Annotated in this window: 21 protein-coding genes and 1 riboswitch; of the genes, 5 read left to right on the top strand and 16 right to left on the bottom strand. The window is 62.5% G+C overall.

What is annotated here, in order from left to right; all coding sequences use genetic code 11:
• Nucleotides 1-11 precede the first annotated feature (11 nt).
• The 3 genes from AC1DXN_RS10195 to AC1DXN_RS10185 all read right to left on the bottom strand — a co-directional run bounded on the left by AC1DXN_RS10195 (nucleotide 12) and on the right by AC1DXN_RS10185 (nucleotide 3,022).
• The gene (locus AC1DXN_RS10195; RefSeq protein ID WP_477275906.1) at nucleotides 12-440 is read right to left on the bottom strand and encodes a PqqD family protein; all 429 of its coding nucleotides are present in this window, start codon (nucleotides 438-440) and stop codon (nucleotides 12-14) included.
• A 162-nt stretch (nucleotides 441-602) separates the two neighbouring features.
• The gene (locus AC1DXN_RS10190; protein ID WP_477240932.1) at nucleotides 603-1,697 is read right to left on the bottom strand and encodes an FAD-binding oxidoreductase; all 1,095 of its coding nucleotides are present in this window, start codon (nucleotides 1,695-1,697) and stop codon (nucleotides 603-605) included.
• 77 nt (nucleotides 1,698-1,774) lie between these two features.
• Complete coding sequence (locus AC1DXN_RS10185; RefSeq protein WP_477275904.1) at nucleotides 1,775-3,022, bottom strand: aromatic ring-hydroxylating oxygenase subunit alpha; 1,248 nt, start codon at nucleotides 3,020-3,022, stop codon at nucleotides 1,775-1,777.
• A 115-nt stretch (nucleotides 3,023-3,137) separates the two neighbouring features.
• A riboswitch (cobalamin riboswitch) is annotated at nucleotides 3,138-3,339 on the bottom strand.
• Between the two features lie 509 nt (nucleotides 3,340-3,848).
• Here AC1DXN_RS10185 and AC1DXN_RS10180 point away from each other — a divergent pair.
• From AC1DXN_RS10180 to AC1DXN_RS10170, 3 genes are all read left to right on the top strand, one after another.
• Nucleotides 3,849-4,058 carry a DUF680 domain-containing protein gene (locus AC1DXN_RS10180; protein WP_477421532.1) on the top strand — a complete coding sequence of 70 codons (210 nt, stop codon included), beginning with the start codon at nucleotides 3,849-3,851 and terminating at the stop codon, nucleotides 4,056-4,058.
• Nucleotides 4,059-4,122: 64 nt separating this feature from the next.
• Nucleotides 4,123-4,362 (top strand): DUF680 domain-containing protein, encoded by a 240-nt coding sequence (locus tag AC1DXN_RS10175; protein ID WP_477275900.1) that lies wholly within the window; start codon nucleotides 4,123-4,125, stop codon nucleotides 4,360-4,362.
• Between the two features lie 69 nt (nucleotides 4,363-4,431).
• A complete protein-coding gene (locus tag AC1DXN_RS10170; protein WP_477275898.1) occupies nucleotides 4,432-4,668 on the top strand; it encodes a DUF680 domain-containing protein in 237 nt (78 codons plus the stop codon).
• 82 nt (nucleotides 4,669-4,750) lie between these two features.
• Here the strand turns inward: AC1DXN_RS10170 and AC1DXN_RS10165 are convergent, their stop codons facing one another.
• The 5 genes from AC1DXN_RS10165 to AC1DXN_RS10145 form a co-directional block, all read right to left on the bottom strand.
• Nucleotides 4,751-5,863, bottom strand: a complete 1,113-nt coding sequence (locus AC1DXN_RS10165) for an ABC transporter ATP-binding protein (protein ID WP_477275896.1) — start codon at nucleotides 5,861-5,863, stop codon at nucleotides 4,751-4,753.
• A 31-nt stretch (nucleotides 5,864-5,894) separates the two neighbouring features.
• Nucleotides 5,895-7,559, bottom strand: coding sequence for a beta-galactosidase BglA (bglA, locus tag AC1DXN_RS10160; RefSeq protein WP_477275894.1), 1,665 nt, complete (start codon nucleotides 7,557-7,559; stop codon nucleotides 5,895-5,897).
• Nucleotides 7,560-7,563: 4 nt separating this feature from the next.
• On the bottom strand, nucleotides 7,564-8,718 hold the full coding sequence (locus AC1DXN_RS10155; protein ID WP_477240945.1) for a carbohydrate ABC transporter permease: 1,155 nt from the start codon (nucleotides 8,716-8,718) through the stop codon (nucleotides 7,564-7,566).
• 1 nt (nucleotide 8,719) lies between these two features.
• Nucleotides 8,720-9,733 (bottom strand): carbohydrate ABC transporter permease, encoded by a 1,014-nt coding sequence (locus tag AC1DXN_RS10150; RefSeq protein ID WP_477240948.1) that lies wholly within the window; start codon nucleotides 9,731-9,733, stop codon nucleotides 8,720-8,722.
• Between the two features lie 240 nt (nucleotides 9,734-9,973).
• Entirely contained in the window at nucleotides 9,974-11,329 is a 1,356-nt protein-coding gene (locus AC1DXN_RS10145) for an ABC transporter substrate-binding protein (protein WP_477275892.1), read from the bottom strand.
• A 362-nt stretch (nucleotides 11,330-11,691) separates the two neighbouring features.
• Between AC1DXN_RS10145 and AC1DXN_RS10140 the strand changes: the two genes are divergently transcribed.
• Together AC1DXN_RS10140 and AC1DXN_RS10135 are read left to right on the top strand one after the other, a co-directional pair.
• Complete coding sequence (locus AC1DXN_RS10140; RefSeq protein ID WP_477275890.1) at nucleotides 11,692-12,714, top strand: LacI family DNA-binding transcriptional regulator; 1,023 nt, start codon at nucleotides 11,692-11,694, stop codon at nucleotides 12,712-12,714.
• A gap of 88 nt (nucleotides 12,715-12,802) precedes the next feature.
• A complete protein-coding gene (locus AC1DXN_RS10135; RefSeq protein ID WP_477275888.1) occupies nucleotides 12,803-14,149 on the top strand; it encodes an NAD(P)/FAD-dependent oxidoreductase in 1,347 nt (448 codons plus the stop codon).
• Between the two features lie 34 nt (nucleotides 14,150-14,183).
• Here the strand turns inward: AC1DXN_RS10135 and AC1DXN_RS10130 are convergent, their stop codons facing one another.
• From AC1DXN_RS10130 to AC1DXN_RS10095, 8 genes are all read right to left on the bottom strand, one after another.
• Nucleotides 14,184-15,599 carry a S8 family serine peptidase gene (locus AC1DXN_RS10130; protein WP_477275886.1) on the bottom strand — a complete coding sequence of 472 codons (1,416 nt, stop codon included), beginning with the start codon at nucleotides 15,597-15,599 and terminating at the stop codon, nucleotides 14,184-14,186.
• Nucleotides 15,589-16,257: an anti-sigma factor gene (locus tag AC1DXN_RS10125; RefSeq protein ID WP_477275884.1), complete on the bottom strand. Its 669-nt coding sequence runs from the start codon at nucleotides 16,255-16,257 to the stop codon at nucleotides 15,589-15,591. The genes AC1DXN_RS10130 and AC1DXN_RS10125 overlap by 11 nt, the downstream gene beginning before the upstream one ends.
• Nucleotides 16,254-16,820: a sigma-70 family RNA polymerase sigma factor gene (locus AC1DXN_RS10120; protein WP_477275882.1), complete on the bottom strand. Its 567-nt coding sequence runs from the start codon at nucleotides 16,818-16,820 to the stop codon at nucleotides 16,254-16,256. Before AC1DXN_RS10120 ends, AC1DXN_RS10125 begins: the two co-directional genes overlap by 4 nt.
• A gap of 324 nt (nucleotides 16,821-17,144) precedes the next feature.
• Nucleotides 17,145-17,984, bottom strand: coding sequence for an alkaline phosphatase family protein (locus AC1DXN_RS10115; protein WP_477275880.1), 840 nt, complete (start codon nucleotides 17,982-17,984; stop codon nucleotides 17,145-17,147).
• Nucleotides 17,985-18,045: 61 nt separating this feature from the next.
• Nucleotides 18,046-19,698: an ABC transporter ATP-binding protein gene (locus AC1DXN_RS10110; protein ID WP_477275878.1), complete on the bottom strand. Its 1,653-nt coding sequence runs from the start codon at nucleotides 19,696-19,698 to the stop codon at nucleotides 18,046-18,048.
• Nucleotides 19,698-20,522, bottom strand: coding sequence for an ABC transporter permease (locus AC1DXN_RS10105; protein WP_477240966.1), 825 nt, complete (start codon nucleotides 20,520-20,522; stop codon nucleotides 19,698-19,700). The genes AC1DXN_RS10110 and AC1DXN_RS10105 overlap by 1 nt, the downstream gene beginning before the upstream one ends.
• A gap of 9 nt (nucleotides 20,523-20,531) precedes the next feature.
• Complete coding sequence (locus AC1DXN_RS10100; protein ID WP_477275876.1) at nucleotides 20,532-21,491, bottom strand: ABC transporter permease; 960 nt, start codon at nucleotides 21,489-21,491, stop codon at nucleotides 20,532-20,534.
• A 16-nt stretch (nucleotides 21,492-21,507) separates the two neighbouring features.
• The gene (locus tag AC1DXN_RS10095; protein WP_477275874.1) at nucleotides 21,508-23,094 is read right to left on the bottom strand and encodes an ABC transporter substrate-binding protein; all 1,587 of its coding nucleotides are present in this window, start codon (nucleotides 23,092-23,094) and stop codon (nucleotides 21,508-21,510) included.
• Between the last annotated feature and the right edge of the window lie 5 nt (nucleotides 23,095-23,099).

Genomic DNA, 23,099 nt, shown 5'->3' with positions numbered 1-23,099 from the left:
CTTGGGTGGTTTCAGGGCGCCGGCTTGACCGCCGGCCAACCGAGAGGTTCCTCGACCTCGTGGATCGGGTCGACAAGAATGAGATCGGCAAGGTCGTCATGGATGTCGACCTTGAGCGGCTCGCTGCTGCCGGCGAGTTGGGCCAGCAGGGCGCCAGAGATGGGTTGCGCGGCTGCATCGGCCGCACGCACGAGCAAGCCGAATTCGAGCAGTTGGGAAATGAAGCGGTCGAGCTCGGCTGACTTTATTGTGGCCCCGCCAGCCGCTTGTCCGACCAGTGCGTGGGCGCCAACACCGGACGACAGCGCCTGCCAGACCCCGCTGCCTGAATCGGAGAAGCCGAAATATTTCCCGTTCGAAAGATCGAGGACTACGGCTTCGCCGTCAAAGGACTCGAAAACGATGTCCTTGCTCGCGACCGCGTAGACCAATTGCTCCATCAAAACGTCCCCACACCAGGCTGCCCCCGAAAGCGATCACCGGTCGCTGCGGTTCGCCTTGCCCTGGAAAAGCGTCTAGCCACTTGGCCGTTCTTTGGCAAGACAGAGCGCCGGCCAGGGCCAGGCTGATACGCAAAGGCAAGCGGCCAATCCGCGGTCCTGTCAGGCCTCGATCTCGAGCGCCGACAGCGGCCGCGAGCAACAGGCAAGGATAAAGCCGTCATCGATCTCGTGATCGAGAATGCCGCCATTGTGGCTCATCTCGACCTCGCCTGAAACCTTCTTCACCTTGCAGGTTCCGCACAGGCCGAACTCGCACGCTGCAGGGATTCTCACACCCGAAGCGCGCGCCGTCTGCAGCACGGTCTGGCCGGCAACGCATTCGGCGTCGACATCCGAAAGCGAGAAGCGAACCGGCGTAACAGTGTCGGCAGGCACTTCGATCCCAGCCGGCGATGTGAACGGAGCCGGGACTTCTTCCACAGCGGGAGCCGCAAAACTCTCCTGGTGGTAATAGGCCATGTCGAAGCCGGAGGCCTCCAGCATCTGCCGCACCGCGCGCATGAACGGGTCCGGGCCGCAGCAGAAGATTTCGCGCTCGCGGAAGTCCGGCGCCAGCAGCGGCAGCCGGATCGCGTCGATCCGCCCCATATGCCCGAACCAGCCTTCGCGGCTCGACCGCTCCTCGATCATGAAGCCGAGCGACAGGCCCGGCATGCGGCTTCCCAGCAGTTCGAGTTCCTTGCGGAAGATGATCTCTTCCGGGCGCCGCGCGCAGTTGACGAAGCCGACATCGGTCCACGGCGCGCAGTCGTTCAGCCAGCGCAGCATCGACATCATCGGCGTCACACCGGAGCCGGCCGAAATGAACAGATATTTGGCCGCGGGGTGGCTGTGCAGCGAAAAGTCGCCTGCCGGTCCATAGGCCTTCACGTGAACGCCGGGCTTCAAATTGTCGAACATCCAGCGCGTGCCGACGCTGCCGGCCTGGGCTTTCACCGTCACCGCAATCGAGAACGGCCGCGACGGTGAGGACGACAGCGTGTAGGTCCGCATCAGCGGGCCCTCAGTGGTCGGCAGTTCCAGCGTCACGAATTGCCCCGGCTTATAGCGAAACCAGGTCTGATTGTCGGAGCGGAAGGTGAAGGTCTTCACCTCCGGCGCCTCGTCGCTGACGCCGATCACTTCCAACACCTGCAGCCTGTCGTTCCAGGGCGCCATCTCGTCGAGATGGCGGTAGAGGCCAAGGTCCGTCATCGCATTCATCCTTCCGACCTTTTCATGCTGCACATGGCGTTACTCCAAAACCGCTCAACACTTTTGGGCGCCATGTGCTAGGCGACGCTGCGCAGCGCGGGCCGGCCGCCCTCGGCAAGGCGCGGCTCGATGAAGCGGGCATACCAGTCGACGAACTGGATCACGCCGCCTTCATGCAACTCCGAATAGGGGCCGGGCTCATAGGCCGGCGACAGGATGCCGAAGGCGTTCTCCTCGACGATGCGCCGGTCCTGATCGTTGGTCTCGGTCCAGACATGGGTGAGTTCGGCAAGGTCATAGTCGACGCCTTCGACCGCATCCTTGTGGACCAGCCATTTCGTCGTCACCGCCGTCTCCGTGGCGCTGATCGGCAGCACGCGGAAGGTAACGGCGTGGTCGATGAGGATGTGGTTCCAGGTCGTCGGGTAGTGGTAGTGCATCAAGGTGCCGATGCGGTCGGCCGAAACGCTGTCGGAAAGGTTCTTCTTCACCGCGCGCTTGCCGTTCATCGTATAGCTGACGGCATCGCGCAGCAGCGGCGCGCGGGTGGCGCGAAACTGTCCGGCGGTATCGATGCGGAACTTGCTCGGCAGGCCCGCCGCCTCGCATTTCGCCCAGTGCGCCAGCATTTCCGGGTCGCTGTCGGCACCCTGCACACCGGTCACGGTCGGCGCTTCCGGGAAAGTCTTGCACAGTTCCGGATGGTTGCCGGCGCAGTGATAGCACTCGCGGTTGTTCTCCCAGACCAGCTTCCAGTTGCCCTTCTCGACGATGGTCGATTCGAAGGCGACCTTTGCCTCGCGCAGACGGTGCGGCAACAGATAGGGCTCGACCATGGCGCGCATAGGCGCGAAGTCCGCCGGCTCCCTGGCCAGGCAGATGAAGATGTAGCCGCCGACACTTTCGCACGCCACCGGCTTCAGGCTGAACTGGCTCTTGTCGAAACCATCGGCCATCTGCCGTGCGAACAGCAGCCTGCCGTCCAGTTCGTAGGTCCACTGGTGATAGGGGCAGACGAGCTTGGCCGCCGTGCCTTTCTCTGCGTTGCAGACGCGGCTGCCGCGATGGCGGCAGGAGTTGTGAAACGCGTTGATCTTGCCTTGCTGGTCGCGGACCAGCACCACCGGATAGTCGCCGACCTGGGCGGTGATGTAGCTGCCCGGCTTCGGCAATTCGCAATCATGACCGATGAACAGCCAGTCGCGGTACCAGATCAGCTCCATGTCGAGCTTGAAATAGTCGGGATCGGTGTAGAAGGGCTGCTCGAGCGAGTAGCCGTCCCTGCGGCTGTGCAAGAGCCTCAGCATGTCGTTGCGCGCATCCATGTCCTGTCCTCATCTTCAAGGACTGAACTTGGTGGTGATGGAGGAAAGACCGGTCGCAATCCGGCGACAGGGCCGGCATGCACCATCCACCTCTTGACCGCCCACCGCGATCAGTCGAGTCTAGATATCTCGGGCTGGTTTCCGGGCTCTGGAGTGTCCTTGCGGACGGTCGCGACACCTTCCCAGGCTTGTGGCCCAGTGGTCTCCCGTTGCGACTTGAACTCCACCACCGTTGCGGGGGCAGCGCCGGGTTTTGACCGGCTTCCCAATTCTCCGCTTCATCGTCACGAAGCGGCACCTGAGATGCCATCATCTAATCACGACAACGGCCGCGCCATCGGCATGAAAGCGACATCGCATCCATGCGGCGCGACACCATAGGCGAAATGCACCGGCCAGGATTTGTGACGCGAACCCAGCCTTTTCACCGGCCGCGACCCGCCCGCTTCGTGCGTCGGATTCGACCTGCGGCGGGGCTAAGAACAGTTAACAGTTTCGAAAAGTGACTATTAGCAGTTTCTAAAATCGAACCGAACGGTTCGTTTCTGTTGACAGAGCGTGCAGGACGGTGTGAACGCTGGTTTGCCAATTCGTCAGCTGGCTCACGGGTGGCACAGCATAACGAATTGAAACTATTCACTAAAATAGAAAGTGTAGGAGGCTCTGGTACAATTTCAAGGTGCAGAGCCATGGTCCACGCGGAACAACTTCGTGATTGGAAACAGGTGCTGGCCTCACCCACATCGGGGCTGTCCGAACGACGCGAATTTCCTTCCAAGACACGCCGCTAGACGGACTGATGAACTAAGATACTGGAGTACTAAAAATGAAAAAGATTGTTCTCACTGCCGTCGCCGTTCTGGCCATCACCGGCAGCGCCTTCGCCAATGGTAGCGACCACTTTGGTTCTGACGGTGCCAATCAGGCAGCTATTGCCGTCGACAGCACGCACACGGCTTCCATCGTGAAGTCGGAGCCGGCTGCTCAGAAGCCTGTCGCTCAAGGTAGCGACCGTGGCCACTTCGGCAACCGCTAAGCTCACCCCCAGCCGAGCGGCGGGATTTGTCCGCCGCTCGGCCGGAAATTCAGGAGTACCAGAAATGAAAAAGATTGTTCTCACTGCCGCCGCTCTTTTGATTGCAGCCGGCACCGCCTACGCCGGCAACGACAACGTCGGCGGCTACGACATCAACAAGCAGGCGACGGCCAACGTCGACAGCACGCACACCTCGTCCGTGCACAACGCCAGCTCGCCGGTCTACAAGCTGCTCAACTCGTCGGAAGACGTCCAGAAGTCTGCTTCCCAGAGCAGCGGCGGCGACCTCTTCGGCAACCGTTAAGCTCATCCCAGCAGAGCGGCGGGATAGTCCGCCGTTCGCCGCAACATGAAAAATTCAGGAGTACTAGAAATGAAAAAGTTTGTTCTCGCTACCGCCGCTCTTTTGATTGCCGCGGGCACCGCTTACGCCGCCAATGACAACGTTGGTGGTACTGACATCAACAAGCTAGCGACCGTCAACGTCGACAACACAAAGACGTCTTCGGTCCGCAACACCGGCTCGCCGGTCTACAAGCTGCTGAACTCGTCGGGTGACGTCCAGAAGTCGGCCCCTCAGGGCAGCGACCGGAACCTCTTCGGCCGCTAAAAGCCGAAGTCGATGTCCAAAAAAGAGCGGCGGGCCTGGCCCGCCGCTCTTTTTTGTGTCGATCCGATCCGATGTGCCGGCCTCAGGCTGCCTTGGCTTCCGCCTTATGGAGAGCGAAGGAATGTCCGTCGGCGTCGAAGATATGCAGGTCACCGCCATCCGCGCTCAGCCGCAGCGTCGCCCCGCGCTTGACCTCGACATTGCCGGGCAGCTTGGTCACCAGCGGCAGGTCGGCGCGGCCGATGTCGACATAGATGAGCTGAACCTCGCCGAGTTGTTCGACATAGTCCACCTTGCCCTCGAAAAGATAATCGGCGCCGGTGGAGACCACCAGATCCTCCGGTCGCACGCCGAAGCTTACCGCGGTGCCTTTCGCTGAAGCCGGCGTGGTGATTGGCACCGTCGCCTTGCGGCCGCCGACATGGCTGACGACAGTCGAATTGCCGGTTGTTTCGATCGTCGCCGGCAAGATGTTCATGGCCGGCGAGCCGATGAACTGGGCAACGAACAGATTGCCCGGTTTCTTGTAGAGGTCCATTGGCGTGCCGACCTGCTCGATATGACCTTCCTTGAGCACCACGATGCGGTCGGCCAGCGTCATCGCCTCGACCTGGTCGTGGGTGACGTAGATCATCGTCGTGTTGGGCATCGATTCCTTGAGCTTGGCGATCTCGATGCGGGTGGCGACGCGCAGTGCCGCATCAAGGTTGGACAGCGGCTCGTCGAACAGGAACACTTTTGGATTGCGCACGATGGCGCGGCCGATGGCGACGCGCTGGCGCTGGCCGCCCGACATCGCCTTGGGCAAGCGGTCGAGATATTTGGTCAGCTGCAGGATTTCCGCCGCCTGGCGCACGCGCCGGTCGATCTCGGCCTTGTTCTCTTTGCCGATCTTCATCGAGAACGCCATGTTGTCGTAGACGGTCATATGCGGGTAGAGCGCGTAGGACTGGAACACCATGGCGATGCCCCGCTTCGACGGCGGCACGTCGTTGACCACCTCGCCGGCGATCTTGAGCTCGCCGGAGGTGATCTCCTCCAATCCGGCGATGGACCGCAGCAAGGTCGACTTGCCGCAACCCGAAGGGCCGACGAAGACGATGAACTCGCCCGACTTTATGTCGAGATCGATGCCGTGCAGAATGTGCAGATTGCCATATGATTTTTTCACTTGTCTTAGCGTGACATCGGCCATGATTTCCTCCCAGTGAATTCTTCTAGCAAATTCAGTCGATACGCCCGAACCAGGCGCCGTAGCCGCCAAGACGGATAGAGCCGGCGCCAGTCTGTCCTGAAAACCCGTGCCCCGGTAATGGCTGCAGCGCGCGGCCGCCGAGATCGATGTTGGCCAGCCCGGCGCCGAGATTGAAGACGCAGACGATCTGCTCGTTGCCTTCGCGCCGCGTGAAGGCAACCGTGTCGCCCTCGCTTTCGATGAACTCGATATCGCCCTTGGCCAGCGCCGGATGCAGACGGCGGAAGGCCAGAAAGCGCCGGTAGTGCTCGAGAAGCGAGCTGTCGTCGCCCTGCTGCACGTTGACCGCTTGCGAAAGGTGTTTTCCCGGCACCGGCAACCAGGGCTTTGCCGAGGAGAAGCCGGCATTCTTGGCCGTGGCATCCCACACCATCGGTGTGCGGCAGCCATCGCGGCCCTTGAACTCCGGCCAGAAGCGGATGCCGTAAGGGTCCTGCAGATCCTCGAATTGCAGCTCGGCTTCGCCGAGCCCGAGCTCTTCGCCCTGATAGAGGCAGACCGAGCCGCGCAGCGACATCAGCAGCGCCGAGATGACCTTGAGATAGGCGGTCTCGTCGGCCTCGCCGGCGGCCCAGCGCGACGCCGGGCGCATCACGTCATGATTGGAGAAAGCCCAGCACGACCAGCCATCACTGGCGACCTTGCCGAAGGATTCCAGCACCGAGCGCACCTTAGCCGCGCTGATCTTTTCGGGCGCCAGGAAATCGAACGAATAGCACATGTGCACGCGCTTCCCGCCCGCGGTGTAGGCCGCCACAACTTCCAGGCCGCGCTGCGAATCGCCGACCTCGCCGACCGCGGCGGTTGCCGGATATTCGTCGAGAAGCGCGCGGAAGCGTTCGAGGAACGCGAGATTTTCCGGCCGGCTCTTGTCGTAGAGATGGTCCTGGTAGTTGTAGGGGTTGACCGCAGGAGCGGTCTGGTCGTTGCGCTCTTCCGGCGGCAGCGGCGGATTGTTTTCCAGCCCCTGGCTGTGGAAGTAGAAGTTGATGGTGTCGAGGCGGAAGCCGTCGACGCCGCGCTCCAGCCAGAAGCGGGTGACCTCGAGCAGCGCGTCCTGGACGGCACGGCTGTGGAAGTTGAGATCGGGCTGCTCAGCCAGGAAATTGTGCAGATAATATTGCTGGCGGCTGGTGTCCCACTGCCAGGCCGAGCCGCCGAAGATCGACAGCCAGTTGTTGGGCGGTGTGCCGTCGGGCCTGGCGTCGGCCCAGACATACCAGTCGGCCTTCGCATTGGTCCGGCTTGAGCGGCTTTCCTTGAACCACGGATGATTGTCGGCGGTATGCGACAGCACCTCGTCGATCATCACCTTGAGGCCGAGCCTGTGCGCCTCGGCGGTCAGGGCATCGAAGTCGGCCAGCGTGCCGAACATCGGATCGACGTCGCAATAGTCTGACACGTCGTAGCCGAAATCCTTCATCGGCGACTTGAAGAAGGGCGAGATCCAGATGGCATCGACGCCCAGCGAGGCAATGTAGGGCAGCCTGCCTATAATGCCCTTGAGGTCGCCGATGCCGTCGCCGTTCGAGTCCTGATAGCTGCGCGGATAGATCTGGTAGATCACCGCGCCACGCCACCAGTCGCGATCGACGGCGAGATCGGGCTTCGAGGTCGCCTTCAAAGCGGATTGCATGGTCTCAGCCTCCTTTCACCGAGCCTGCAAGCAGACCGCGGACGAAATAGCGCTGCAGCGAGAAGAACACGATCAGCGGCACGATGATGGTCACGAAAGCCGATGTCGTCAGGATTTCCCAATCACCACCGCGTGAGCCGAGCAACGCATTGAGCTTGGCGGTCAGCACGATCTGGTCCGCCTCGGTACCCAGGAAAACCATCGCGACCAACAGATCGTTCCATACCCAGAGGAACTGGAAGATGGCGAAGGAGGCCAGCACCGGGAACGACAGCGGCAAGACGATCTTGACGAAGATCTCGAAATCGCTGGCGCCGTCGATGCGCGCCGATTCCATGATTTCGCGCGGCAGGCCGGCAATGTAGCTTCTGAGCAGGTAGATGGCGAAGGGTAGGCCGAAGCCAGTGTGCGCCAGCCAGATGCCTAGATAGGTCTTTGACGGCATGCCGAAGAAAGAGCCGACGCCGTTGTAGAGCTTCAACAGCGGGATCAGCGACATCTGCAGCGGCACGACCAGCAGGCCGATGATCACCGCAATCAGCAGGGCCCGGCCGGGAAAGCGCATCCAGGCCAGCGCATAGGCAGCGAATGCCGCAATCAGGATCGGGATGACGGTGGCCGGAATGGTCACCGTCAGCGAGTTCATGAACGAGCGGCCGATGCCTTCCGAAAACAGCACGGTCTTGTAGTTGTCGGTGGTGAATTTTGGCGGCGCCGACGAGGCGTAATAGACGCGCTGGCCGCGGTCGCCCTCAAAAGCTTTCGGCGAGGACATAACGAAAGTGCCGTCGGCGTTGAGCAGCAAGGTCACGCCGTCGCCGAGATCGGCTGTCGTGCCGGCCGGATATTGCGTCGGTGCGGCCGACTTGACGCCGAAGGCGCTGATGTTGCGGGCGGCACCTTCGCCGAAGATATTGCCCTGGAGGACGAACTTGCCGTCCTTCTCGACCTGCGTCGAGGCGGCTGGCAGCCGGCCGGCTTCCGTCTGGGAGGAACTGGAGAACGAATTCCACCAGCCCGAGGCGATGATCTGGTCCTTGTCGCGCAGCGAGGAGACCAGGATGCCGAGCGTCGGCACGGTCCAGATCGCGACGAAGATCAGAACCGCGATGTGGACGCCGAAGCGGCTGGCAAAGGATTTTCCGGTTGCGACGGCCATTTCAATGCCCTCCCGTCTCTTTGTTCGCCTGGCGGATGTTCCAGACCATGATCGGGATGACCGCGATCATGATGATGATGGCGATGGTGGCGCCGCGGCCGAAATCGCCGCCGCCGCGGAACATCCAGTCGAACATCAGATTGGCCAGAACCTGGCTGTTCCATTGACCGTTGGTCATGGTCAGCACGATGTCGAAGACCTTCAGCACCAGGATGGTGATGGTGGTCCAGACCACGGCGATGGTGCCCCAGATCTGCGGCACCATGATCTTCCAGAAGATCTGGAACGGGTTGGCGCCATCGATGACCGCAGCCTCCAGCGTCTCTTCCGGGATGCCGCGCAAGGCCGACGACAGGATGACCATGGCAAAGCCGGTCTGGATCCAGATCAGGATGATCATCAGGAAGAAATTGTTCCAGAAGGGCAGCGATATCCACACCTGCGGCTGGCCGCCGAAATACTGGATGATGGCGTTGAGCAGGCCGATCTGTGTCTGGCCGTCGCCGCGATATTCGTAGATGAATTTCCAGATGACGCTGGCGCCGACGAAGGAGATGGCCAGCGGCAGGAAGATCAGGCTCTTGGCGATCGTGCCCCACCAGATCTTGTCGGTGAGCACGGCGATGATCAGCCCGAGGAAGGTGCAGGCGGCGGGCACGACCGCCAGCCAGATGATGTTGTTGAGGATCGAGTTGCGGAACTCGCGGTCGCCGAACGCCCATTGATAATTGGCCAGGCCGACGAAATGAATGCCGCCGCGATCGAGGAACGACAATCGCAGCGTCTCGACCACCGGGTAGATCAGATAGATGGTCAGGATGATCATGGCTGGGCCGACAAACAGCCATGGCCGGACCAGTCCTTGCCGGCGCAGATTGTCGATGGCCGCCGCACCGGCAACGCCGCGTGACGGGAATATGATGTCCACCAGCTTGTTGGCGCCCCAGAAATAGGCGACGCAGCCGCCGACGCCGACGATGATGACGAATATGGCCGAGAAAATCTGAGCCGCCATGGGTTCCTCCCCTGCGCAGCATCGGCCAAAGTCGAACGACCCAAGCGATGAGATGCGCCGATTCAGTTGTTCAGAGCGCAATCGGCAGGCAGAGCGGGTCCCCCCTTTGCCGATCGCGCTTCATGCCGGAAAATCTATGTGCTCATGACAATCGCCGCGGCACGGGCCGCCGGTCGGATCCGGGCCTCGATGGCCCGGATCGGGTAGTCGAAACGAATGTCCAGCCGGATAGTCGGCTGCTTACTTGATCGCGTCCCAGCTCTTCTGGATGTCCGTGGCGACATCCTGGGCGGACTTGCCACCGACCAGGTCGATCATGCCGGTCCAGAACGCGCCGGCACCGATCTTGCCCGGCATCAGGTCCGAGCCGTCGAAGCGGAAGGTCGAGGCATTGGCGAGGATTTCGCCCTGCTTCCTCAGCGCGTCGCTGGCATAGGCATCCTTGTTGACCGACTTGAACGGCGTCACGAAACCGCCCTGGGCCATCCAGATCTCATGGGCGAGCGGCATCTTCAGGAATTCGATGAACGCGCGGGCACTCTTGCTATCTTTCGTGATCATGGCCAGCGTCCCGGCGCCAAGCACAGGCGTGCCGAGGTCAGGCTTGGAGGCGTAGGGCGGGAAGTAGAAGAAGTCCGCGTCCTGACCAACTTTCGTGCCTTCCGGGAAGAAGGTCGGGATGAACGACGCCTGGTGATGCAGGTAGCATTTCGGCGGCACCGAGAAGAGACCCTTCGGGCTGTCGCGGAAATCGGTCGCGGCAACCGCCTTGGCGCCACCATCGACCATCTTGTCGTCGGTGGCGATCTTGCCGAAAATGTCGATGGCGTTGACCACGGCCGGATCGTTGAACGGAATTTCGTTCTTCACCCACTTGTCATAGACGTCGGGTGTCTGCGTGCGCAGCATGATGTCTTCGACCCAGTCGGTCGCCGGCCAGCCGGTAGCGCCGCCCGAACCGAGCCCTATGCACCATGGCGTGCCGCCGTCGGCGATGATCTTCTTTTCAAGATCGGCGAGTTCTTCCTGCGTCTTCGGAACCTTGTAGCCGGCTTCCTCAAAATTGTCCGGCGAGTACCAGACCAGCGATTTCACGTCGGCCTTGTAGGGAAAGGCAAAGAAACCGGGCTTGCCGTCCTTGTCCTTGAAAGTGCCGAGGTCGACCCACGATTGGCCGGCGCCGTAATTGTCCTTGACCCATTTGGCGGTGTCGTCGCCGAGCGGCGTCAACAGGCCCTTCGATGCCAGATCCTGGATCAGGCCCGGCTGCGGCAGCACGGCGATGTTGGGCGGGCTCCCGGCCTGCGTGTCGATGACGATCTGCTGTTCGTAGTTCTCCGACGAGGAGTACTTGATCTCGGCGCCGGTGGCTTCCGAGAAATAGTCGAGAACGGTGCGGATGAGGCCCTCGTCCTCGCCGCGCCACGGTCCGAAGATCGTCAGCGTCTCGCCCTTGAGGTCGACTTTCTTGAGCTCTTCGAAATTCGCCCAGTTGAAGCGGGGGTCCTCACCCGGCTTGAACTTCAGTTCGGCTTGCGCCGGTGCGCTCAGGGCGAGCGTAGCAAACGCGGCGCCCAGCAGAAGCATTTTCTTCATTGGTATTCCTCCCAGTGGTCACAAACACCCGGACGGAACCTCCATTCCGTCCGCCGACGCTGCAGGACTGTGACTCAGTCGGAAAGGAACCGCAACCTTCCGCAGAGTCTTCCAAAGCGCTTTGGCTTTTTTGATCACGCCATTGAATCGGTCGGAAGTCAAGAGGGCGAAAAGCTAATCGATTTAATTTCTGCAGTGAAAGCCAGTGAAAGTGCAGCGCAGCATGCTTTTATGGCAGTGCAACAGCAAATTTTACTTCAAACCGGTACGAAACGGTGCTTATGGTCGGCGCGCTTGGTTGCGCTGTCCATGGCGCCTAGATCGATTCAATTTAAAAGCGCTTTGAGGCTTGGAGGCCTCCGGTGAACCTCAAACAGCTCGCCCATATGCTGGCGCTATCGCAGACCACGGTAAGCCGCGCGCTGAACGGCTACCCTGAGGTCAACGAGGAAACGCGCCGGCGGGTGATGGATGCCGCCAAGCGCCATGGCTACCGTCCGAACCCGAGCGCGCGCCGGCTGGCGACCGGCAAGACCGGCATGATCGGCTATGTCTTGCCCACCGGCACGGCCGTCGATATCGATCCACATTTCGTCGAATTCCTGTCCGGCCTCGGCGATTACGCCCGTTCGCACGAGCTGGACCTGGTGCTGTCACCCGCCGACGCCGACGACCAGGAGACCACCTATCGGCGTATCGTCGCCAACCGGCAGGTCGACGCCGTCTACATCTCCTCGCCGCGGCCGGCCGACCGGCGGGTGGCGCTGGTCAACACGCTTGGCATTCCTTTCATCGTCCATGGCCGCAGCGACGGCTTTGATTTCGACTATCCCTTCACCGATATCGACAATGAGGGCGCCTTCCACGAGGCGGCACGGCTTCTTATTCAGCTCGGGCATCGGCGACTGGCGCTGATCAACGGCGACGACCGCGAGACCTTCGCCATCCATCGCGAGCGCGGCGTGCGCCGGGCGCTGGCGGCAAACGGCCTGGCGCTCGGCGAGCGCCATGTCTGTTCGCTCGCCATGACCGAGGAGAATGGCTATCGCGCCGCCAGGCGGCTGCTCGAACAGGGCGACGCGCCGACGGCAATCGCCTGCTCCAGCCTGATCATGGCGCTTGGCGTCGTGCGCGCGGTGCGCGATCTCGGCCTGACCATTCCCGGCGATCTGTCGCTGATCGCCCATGACGACGTCTTCCCATGGCTGAAGCCGGAAAACTTTTCCGTGCCGCTGTCGACGACGCGCTCGTCGATCCGGCTCGCCGGCGCGCGCGTCGCCGAGCGGCTGGCGGCGCGCATCTCCGGCCTGGAAGAAGGGGCTCGTGGCGAGGTCTGGCCGGTCGACCTCGTGGTCAGGGGGTCGGTCGCCGGCGCGCCGGTCTAGGGCCTGCCTATACCCGCCCTTGATTTGGCTTTTGGAGGGTGGCAACCAGTAAGCCAGAGCCATCAACCGGTCCTCCAGGATACACCATTTGCCCACATTCCCGTTCTCCGAAACGGATCCAATCCGACATCCTGGCCCACCACCGAAGAGTTCGAAGGTGGTCATTGTTGGTGGCGGTATTATCGGCGTAACGACCGCTCTTTTCCTTGCGCAGCAAAGCATTCCGGTGACGCTGCTGGAGAAAGGGCGTGTTGCCGCCGAACAGTCGTCCCGAAATTGGGGCTGGATTCGAAAGCAGGGACGAGACGCGGATGAACTGCCTGTCGTCATCGAGGCGTGTCGCCTATGGCAGCAGCTGGCTGAGGAATGCGGCGAAGACATCGGGCTGAACCAGACAGGTGTGACCTACCTGGCGAACTCCGACAAGGACATGGCCGGCTTCGAACAGTTCATGAAGATCGCCGCGATCCATGAACTCGACACTCGCCTCCTGGACACAGACGAAACCGCGAAACTCATCAAGGGCATGTCGCGCAAGTTCAAGGGCGCGATGACGACACCCTCCGATATGCGTGCGGAGCCCTGGTTGGCAGTGCCTGCGCTTGCTCGGCTTGCCGTCCGAAAAGGCGTCAAAATCGTCGAGAATTGCGCGGCACGAACCCTCGAAATCTCAGGCGGCAGGATCAAGGGGGTGTGGACCGAGGCGGGATACATCGAGACCTCCAGCATACTGGTCGCAGGCGGCGCCTGGTCGTCCCTCTTCCTTCGAAGACACGGTGTGTCCATCCCCCAGCTCAGCGTCAGGGTAACCGTCGCCGCAACGGAGCCCATGCCTGAAGTCTATCCGGGTGCGGCAGCTGACGACCACATCGCTTTCAGGCGCAGACAGGATGGCGGATACACGCTCGCGGCGGGAGGCAGCAATTTGCTTTACCTGGGGCCTGATGCATTCCGGCATGCCGCCAAATATCTTCCCGCCCTCAAGGTCAATCCATTCGGGACACGCTATTTCCCGTTCGCTCCGTCGGATTATCCTGACAGCTGGTCGACGCCGCGCGATTGGGCGCCGGATTCACAGAGTCCTTTTGAGAGAATGCGGGTGCTCAACCCGGCCCCTGAACCCGCAGGTCTGCGTTCGGTAGAACGCAATTTCGGACGCCTTTTTCCACAGTTCGAAACAGTTCGCCTAAAGGCAGGTTGGGGCGGCATGATTGACGCGATGCCTGACGTCGTCCCCGTCGTGGATCGCGTGCCGGCAGTGAGCGGCCTTTTCGTCGCGACGGGAATGAGTGGTCATGGCTTCGGTATCGGGCCTGGAATCGGTCGCGTCGTTGCCGACATGATTCAGGGAAACGAGACCGGGCACGATCTCAGCCGCTTTCGACTGTCACGCTTCTATGATGGAAGCCCTGTTCGGTTAGGTCCGAGCCTCTGAACTGGTCGCGCGAAGTCGACCGAATTTCCGGGGCTCACTCCTTCGCCGCCTCCGCCGCCTTGGTGTCCAGCAACCCATAGCCGAAATCATTGTCCCGCCCCTTGGGGCCGAGATCCCTGGCGGTTTCGGCCAGCGCCTTCTCGATCTCGTCGGCCGAGCGGTCGGGCGCGGCATGGATCAGATTGGCGACGGCCCCGCTGACGATGGCGGCGGCAAACGAGGTGCCGGTGACCACATCCGAGCCAGCGCCGCTCGGCGCCACCATCTCGACGCCGGGCGCCGAGATGAAGACATAGGCGCCGCGATTGGCCTGCGGCATCAGCCCGTCCTTGGCATCGGTGGCGGTCACCGCGATGACGCCGTCGAAGGCGGCCGGATAGCCGTAAGGCGCCTTCGGCCCATTGTTGCCGGCGGCGGCGACCAGCACGATGCCAAGCGCCCTGGCATTGCGGCAAGCGGTGCCGAGCAGATCGTTCTTCGGGCCGACGAAGCTCATATTGATGATGCGGACATCCTGATCCGCCGCCCAGTCGAGCGCCGAAAGGATCACATCCATGGTCGACCTGCCGCCTTCGAAGGCGCGGGCGTGGTAGATCTTGGCCCCCGGCGCCATGCCTTTGAGCGCACCGACGCCGGCGATCAGCCCGTCGATCGAGGTGCCGTGATCGCGCTTCTCGACCGGCACGTCGGGCATGGCGTCGAACTGTTCGGCAATGACGCCGGACAGCGCCGGATTGGTGTCGTCGATGCCGGTGTCGATGACGGCGATGCGCACATTCTCGCCGCTCGCCTGCTTCTCGTCGAGCGCGATGTGATCGAAGGCATAGTTGACGATGCTGGCCGCCTGCTGCAGCGAATAGACATGGTTGGGCTCGCGCCGCTGGGTGCGGCCATCGGCGGCAAGCTGCGCCAGCACGACGCCCACCGGGCGGCCATCGGGAATGCCAAAGCGCACCAGCGTGGTGCCGAGCAGCCGCGACTGGCGCTGCGAGCGCACCTGGAGGCCGAAGGCGGTGGCGATCTGCTGGACGGCGCCGGCATCGCCATCGACCGTCACCAGCACCTCGTCGGGCACGAAGTCACCAATGACGGCCCGCGGCGGCTCGGTCGCCACCAGATCGGTCGGTGCAACGATCGGACCGCCTGGCACGGCGGCCGGGACCGCCGGTGCATCGGCCGGTGGGGCTGGCGGTGGTGCGGGAGCCTTAGCCGGATTGGGGAACAGGTCGACGATCAGCTCTGGCAGAAAGACGGCCCCGGCCTGTGTTGCACCGCCGGGCGTTCCGCCATTCTTGGCGCAATCGGCGCCGGCTGCATTTTTGCCGTTGAGGCAGTCGATCTCGGTCTGACTCAGGTTCGGATCATTGGTCTGCGCAAAGGCAGGCGCGGCGACGATTGTCATCGCCGCCGCAAGAAGTGCCGCACATCGAATGACCGCCTTAGCCGCCATCAACCGGTTTCCTTCCCTCGATCACAGTTTCCGCGAAAGGCTGGGCGGCAATAAGGCCGAGCAGCTTTTCATAATCGGCGGCGGTCTTGGCCGGGATGCCGAGGCGGAAGACGCCGTCGGCGGTTGGCCCGCCGACAATCTTCAGCCCATTTTGGCCAAGAAAGGCCGCGATGTCGGACATCTTCGCATCCGGCTTGAACTTGGCCAGCGCGAACGGCATTTTCGCCAGATCGTCTTCCTGGCCGGCAATCTCGAAATCGCCACCCTTGCCGCCGGGCTGCACGAAAGACTGCACCATGATCAGGGCAAGCAGCACCGCGGCTGCGGCCCAGGCGACGCCGACCGGCACCGCCATGAAGCGACCCCAGACCTGCGCCAGCCAGGACGAAGCTTGTGCCGCACGCGCCGGACCGGCCTCGGCCTCGAGCGCCCTGGCAAAGCGGCTGAGCGCATCTGCCGGCGGGCGAATCATCTCGTTGGCCGCCGTGGTGCCGGAGAACTCGGCTTCGGCCTCGCCCAATGCGGCAAGCGCCGCCGGGTCGTTCGCCAGCCATTCCTCGATGGCCTCGAGTTCCGAACCTTCCAGCGATCCGTTCAGATAGAACGGCAGCAGCGTTTCCATTTCGTCGCGACGTGACATCTTTTCAGCGGCGCTCATGGCCACCCCCTGTCGTAACCGGCGGCCTTGAGGGCTTCGCCGAGTTTCTTGCGGGCGTAGAACATCCTGGTCTTGACCGTGGCCACCGGAATGCTGAGCACCTCGCCGATCTCGGTCACCGACTGCCCGTGGTAATAGGCAAGGTCGATGACCACGCGATGTTCTTCCGGCAAGGCATCGACAAAGCGCCGTAGGGCGGCGCCCTTGTCTTCCTTCATGGTGGCGACTTCCGGCGTGTCGGCGCTGTCGGGAACCTGCGCCGCGTCATCGTCGTCGATCCAGTCTTCCTTTTTCTTGCGCAGCAAGGACAGCGCCTTGAAGCGGGCGATGCCGAGCAGCCAGGTCGAGACTTCCGAGCGTCCCTCGAAGCCAGGGGCCTGGCGCCAGAGCTCGAGAAAAACCTCGTTAGCGATATCGTCAGCCATCAATTCCGATCCCGTCTGGCGCGCCACGAAGCGGTAGACCCGCGCGTGGTGGCGCATGAACAGGAGCCGAACGGCGGCACGGTCGCCCTTCGCGACCCGGTCGACAAGCGCGCGATCGGTCTCCGTCGCTGCCGTCATGGCCGGTCGAGCCGCCTGGCTCCTGTCTGCTCTGTCGCCGATCGATCCAAAAAGGTTCATCCTTCCGCCAAGGAATTTTCGGGAGGCTAACCGAAGAGCGGGGAGGTTGCCAGAGCCCCTCTTTCCTTCTCCGCTTGTGGGAGAAGGTGGATCGGCGCGCAGCGCCGAGACGGATGAGGGGTGCTGGACGGATCGCTACGCCGAAGAATTAAGCGCTTAAAATCCCTCAATATTTTCGCGCCGAGTTTCTTCCAGCACCCCTCATCCGTGTTGTCGTTTCGCGACAATCCACCTTCTGCCACAAGGGGAGAAGGGAAGAGCCGCTCAGCTCAAGAAAGGCTTTGCCTTCATCGTCGCCGGCACCGGCACACCAAGCCGCTTCAGCACCGTCGGCGCCAGCTGCAGCTGGTCGATCATAGTGTCGGCCTCCGGTCCCTTGCCGGGTCCGAAATAATACAGCGCGAAATCCTGCATCTCGTCGTCGTGGCCGCCATGATGACCGCGGTCGGTCTGGCCGTGATCGGCGGTGACAATCACTTCGTAGCCGGCTTCCCGCCAGCGCGGCAGGAAGGCGGCCAGCATGCCGTCCATGGCATAGACGGCATGGTCCATCTCATGGCAGTCGTGGCCAAAGCGGTGGCCCATCGAGTCGAGCGTACAGCTGTGCAGGATGCCGTAGTCGATGCCGTGGCGTTTGGTCAGCATGGTCAGCGTCGCGAACAGGTCGACGTCGCTCGGCGTCATCTGGTTCCTGAGATTGTAGCCAGTCATGGTGTGGAAGCGGCCATGTGCGATCGGCCCGCCGGGTTCGTCGAACTCCATGTCGTCGACCGGGTCGAACGGATAGGCACGGAAGAATTCGGACCAGTAGGAATGGGTGACGGCGCCTGTCTTGCCGCCAGCCCTGCTGACCTCGGAGAAGATGTCCGGCTGGGTAACGCGAAAACGGTTCTCGTTGGACAGGATGCCGTGCACTTGCGGCGACACCCCGGTGTGGATCGAGGCGTAGCAGCAGGCAGAAGTCGACGGCAGCACCGAGCGCATCTTCCAGACCTGCGCTTCGCCCGAGAGCACCCAGCCCTCGAGATTGCCCATCAGCCGGCGCCAATTGCGGTAGGGCACGCCGTCGAGGATGATCAGCAACAGTTTTGTCTCGAGCGCCAAGGGCTGCTCCGGAAGGCTTTGTCGTTGAAGGCAAGTCTTCGCGGCTGGTGCCGCGAAACCGCTAGTTTCCCGCGCTGGCCATGCGCCGTCCCTTGATCGCCTTTTCCAGCCAGCCGATTTCCATTTCGGGAACGGAGGAGAGCAGGAGATCGGTGTAGGCGTCGAAGGGTGGCGACAGCACCTTGCTCTTCGGCCCGTAGCGCACCACCTCGCCGCGATACATCACCGCGATCGAATCGGCGATCGATTTCACGGTCGCCAGGTCATGGGTGATGAACAGATAGGCGACGTTTTCTTCCTTCTGCAGTTCCAGCAGCAGCTTGAGGATGCCGTTGGCCACCAGCGGGTCGAGTGCCGAGGTCACCTCGTCACAGATGATCAGTTTCGGCTTGGCGGCGAGCGAGCGGGCGATGCAGACGCGCTGCTTCTGGCCGCCGGAAAGCTCGGCCGGGTAGCGGTCGGAAAAGCCCTTGCCCATCTCGATCTTGTCGAGCAGTTCGGCGACGCGTTTGTCGCGCTCGCGCCCGCGTATGCCGAAATAGAATTCGAGCGGCCGGCCGATGATGGTGCCGACCGTCTGGCGCGGGTTCATCGCCACGTCGGCCATCTGGTAGATCATCTGCAACTGCTGCAGATCCTCCTTCGGCCGGTCGGCAAGCCGGTTGGCCAGCGGCCGCCCGTCGAAGGTGACGGTTCCCTCTTCGGGTGGCAAAAGCCCGGTGATGGCGCGCGCCAGAGTCGACTTGCCGGAGCCGGACTCGCCGACCACGGCCAGCGTCTGGCCCGGATAGATGTCAACGGAGACGTTCTTCAGCACTTTGATGTGGCTGCGGCCATAGGCAGCGGTAACGTTCTTGACCGACAGGAACGGCGTCGTGCCGGGCTTCTGCTCGTGGTGCTCGATCTCGTGCACCGAGACCAGCGCGTTGGTGTATTCCTGGCGCGGCTCCTTGATGATCTGGCGAGTGCCGCCCCATTCGACCAGCCGGCCATGGCGCAGCACCATGATCTCGTCCGAGACCTGGGCAACGACGGCAAGGTCGTGGGTGATGTAGAGCGCCGCGACATGGGTATCGCGGATGGCGTCCTTGATTGCCGCCAGCACGTCGATCTGCGTCGTCACGTCGAGCGCCGTGGTCGGCTCGTCGAAGACGATCAGGTCGGGTTCCGAGCACAGCGCCATCGCCGTCATCACGCGCTGCAGCTGGCCGCCGGAGACCTGGTGCGGGAAGCGTTCGCCGATGGTTTCGGGGTTTGGCAGGCTGAGCTTCTTAAACAGCGCGACGGCGCGTTTTTCGGCCTCGGCCCGTGTCGCCGTGCCGTGCAGCAGCGTGGCTTCCACCACCTGGTCCATCAGCTTGTGCGCCGGGTTGAAGGCGGCCGCCGCCGATTGCGCGACATAGCAGACCTCGCGGCCGCGCAGCTTGCGAAAACCCTCCTTGCCGCCCTTGAGGATGTCTCGGCCGTTGAGGATGACCTCGCCGCCAGTGATGCGCACGCCGCCGCGGCCATAGCCCATCGACGACAGGCCGATGGTCGACTTGCCGGCGCCGGACTCGCCGATCAGGCCAAGCACCTTGCCCTTTTCGAGCGTCAGCGACACGTCATGGACGAGCACGATGTTCTTCGGCGGCTCGCCGGGCGGGAACACCGTCGCCTCGATGCGAAGGTTGCGGATGTCGAGCAGCACGGATTTCTTCTGCTGGTCAGCCATCACCCGCGTCCTCCCTTCAGGCTTGTCGTGCGGTTGAGCACCCAGTCGGCGACCAGATTGACGGAAATCGCCAGCATCGCGATCGCCGCTGCCGGAATGAGGGCAGCGCCAATGCCGAAGACAATACCGTCCTTGTTTTCCTTGACCATGCCGCCCCAGTCGGCGTCCGGCGGCTGTACGCCAAGGCCGAGGAAGGACAGCGTCGACAGGAACAGCACGGCATAGATGAAGCGCAGGCCGAGTTCCGAAACCAGCGGCGACAGCGCATTGGGCAGTATCTCGCGGAAGATGATCCAGCCGCTGCCTTCGCCGCGCAATTTGGCGGCTTCGACATAGTCCATGACGTTGATGTCGACGGCGACCGCGCGCGACAGGCGATAGACGCGGGTCGAGTCGAGAATGCCCATCACCAGGATCAGCGTCACCAGGTTGGTCGGCAACACCGAAAGCACGACGAGGCCCATGATCAGCGTCGGGATCGACATCAGCAGATCGACAAGCCGCGACAGCAGCGTGTCGTACCAGCCGCCGAACACCGCCGCCGAGAAGCCGAGAATGGCGCCGAGCGAGAACGATAGCGCGGTGGCCAGCACGGCGATGAACAGCGTGATGCGGGCGCCGTAGATCATGCGCGACAGCAGGTCACGGCCGAGATTGTCGGTGCCCAGCCAATGTGCTGATGACATCGGTTCCCAGACGTCGCCGATGATCTCGCCATTGCCGTGTGGCGCGATGAAGGGCGCGAAGATCGCCGCCAGAACGAACAGTGTCGTCAGCACGATGCCGATCAGCGCGGGGATCGGGATGCGTTTGATATCGAGCATGCCCGCCCCCTATTTCGGATGTCTGAGACGCGGATTGGCGACGATTGCCGCTATGTCCGCAATGATGTTCAGGCTGATGTAGACGGCGGCGAAGATCAGGCCGACCGCCTGCACGACAGGCACGTCGCGCTTGGTGACGTGGTCGACCAGATACTGCCCCATGCCCGGATAGACGAAGATCACTTCGACCACGACGACGCCGACGATCAGGTAGGCGAGGTTGAGCATGACGACGTTGATGATCGGCGCGATGGCGTTGGGAAAGGCATGCTTGCGAATGACATTGAACGCCGACAGGCCTTTCAGCTCCGCCGTCTCGACATAGGCCGACTGCATGACATTGAGGATCGCCGCGCGCGTCATGCGCATCATGTGGGCGAGCACCACCAGCGTCAGCGCCGTTGCCGGCAGCGCGATCGCCTGCATGCGCTCGCCGAAGGGCATGTCGTCATAGACGGTCGAAATGCCAGGAAAAATCTGCCATTTCACGGCGAAGAAATAGACGAGCACATAGCCGATGAAGAATTCGGGAAACGATGTCGAGGCGAGCGCCAGTCCGGAGATCAGCTTGTCGACCCAGCCATTGCGGTAGCGCACCGCAATCAGGCCGAGAATGATCGCCAGCGGCACCGCCACGACCGCCGCCCAGAAGGCGAGGAACAGCGTGTTCCACAACCGTCCCTTGATCGACGTTGCAATATCCTGGCCGCTCGACATGGCGGTGCCGAGATCGCCCGTCACGACGCCGCCGAGCCAGCGGAAATACCTGATATAGGCCGGGTCGTTGAGCCCGAGCTGCTCGCGCAGATTGGCGAGCGACTCCGGCGTCGCCGATTGTCCGAGAATGGCTTGCGCGACGTCGCCGGGCAGAATCTGGGTGCCGGCGAAGATCAGGACCGAAACGGCCAACAGGAGAACGATGCCCAGCGCAATGCGCTGGGCAATTAGTTTCAGGATGGGTGAAGACATATCCGCAAGGCCAGGCTCAGGCTTCGAGCCAGCACTTCGCCAGTGCGTAGCCGTTCATCAGCTCCTGATGTGGATCGTCAACCCAGCCGCCAACCTTGGCGCCCGTCGCGTCGATGAACTGGTTGAACATCGGCAGGATCAGGCCGCCTTCGTCGCGGACAATGACAGCCATGTCGTGGTACATCGCCTTACGCTTGGCCTCGTCGAGCTCGGCGCGGGCCGCCAGCACCATCTTGTCGAAATCCGGACGGATGAAACGCGTGTCGTTCCAGTCGGCCGTCGACAGATAGGCGGTGGAGTACATCTGGTCCTGTGTCGAGCGTCCGCCCCAGTAGGAAGCGCAGAAGGGCTGCTTGTTCCAGACTTCCGACCAGTAGCCGTCGCCGGGCTCGCGCTTGATCTCGAGCGTGATGCCGGCCTTGGCCGCGCTCTGCTGGTAGAGTTGTGCGGCGTCGACGGCGCCCGGGAAGGCGACATCCGATGTGCGTAGCAGCACGGCGCCGTCATGGCCCGACTTTTTGAAGTGGAACTTGGCCTTGTCGGGATCGTATTTGCGCTGTTCGATCTCGGTGAACAGCGGGTAGGAAGCGTTGATCGGGAAGTCGTTGCCGAGCGAGCCGTAGCCGCGCAGGATCTTGTCCAGCATCTCTTCGCGGTCGATCGCCAGCTTCAACGCCATGCGCAGATCGGCGTTGTCGAAGGGCGCCGTGTCGCAGTGCATGATGAAAACGTAGTGGCCGGGGCCGGCGTGGTTGCGGATGGTGACGCCTGGCAGGCGCTTGATCAGGTCGACGATCTTCGGCTCGACGCGGTTGATCATGTTGACCTGGCCGCCCTGCAGGGCTGCCGTGCGCGCCGTGGCGTCGTTGATGACGATGATCTCGATCTGGTCGGCATGGCCCATCTTGTCGCCCTGCCAGTAGTTAGCGAAACGCTCGCCGCCATGGCGCACGCCGGGCTCGTTGGTCTTGACCTTGTAGGGGCCGGCCGAGATGCCGGCGTCGGCTCCGTCCTTGCCACCATTCGGCTGGACGATCAGATGGTAGTCGCTGAGCAGATAGGGCAGGTCGGCATTTGGCTCCTTCAGCGTCAGCACGACTTCCTTGCCGCTGGCCTTGATGGTCGCGATGCCCTTCATGTAGCCGAGCGCGCCGGATTTCGACTTCTCGTCGGAATGGCGCTCGAGCGTGGCGGCCACGTCCTCGGCGGTCACCGTCTTGCCATTGTGGAATTCGACGCCGTCACGGATCTTCAGCGTCCAGGTCTTGGCGTCGTCCGACGCGCCGATCTCCTCGGCGATACGGTTCTCAAGCTTGCCTTCCGGCGAAAGCTCGACGATCATCTCGCCCCACATCTTGCCGAAGGCGAACGGCACCTGGGTCATCATCAGCGCCGGGTCGAGGCTGTTGGTGGACTCGCCGCCGACCAGACCGGCCTTCAGCGTGCCGCCCTTGACCGGACCTGCCGCGCGCGCCGCGCTCGAAAGCAGCGAGTTGGCGAAGGGCGCGGTGACGCCGAGTGCTGCGGCCCGGCCGAGAAAATCGCGACGGCTCAGTTTGCCGGAAGCGACGCGCCGGCTAAGGAATTCCAGTTCGTTTGACATATTGA

Source organism: Mesorhizobium sp. P2_H9, from assembly GCF_056403215.1.
Note: the sequence above shows the minus strand (reverse complement) of the source record. Positions and strands in the feature narration are given on the sequence as shown.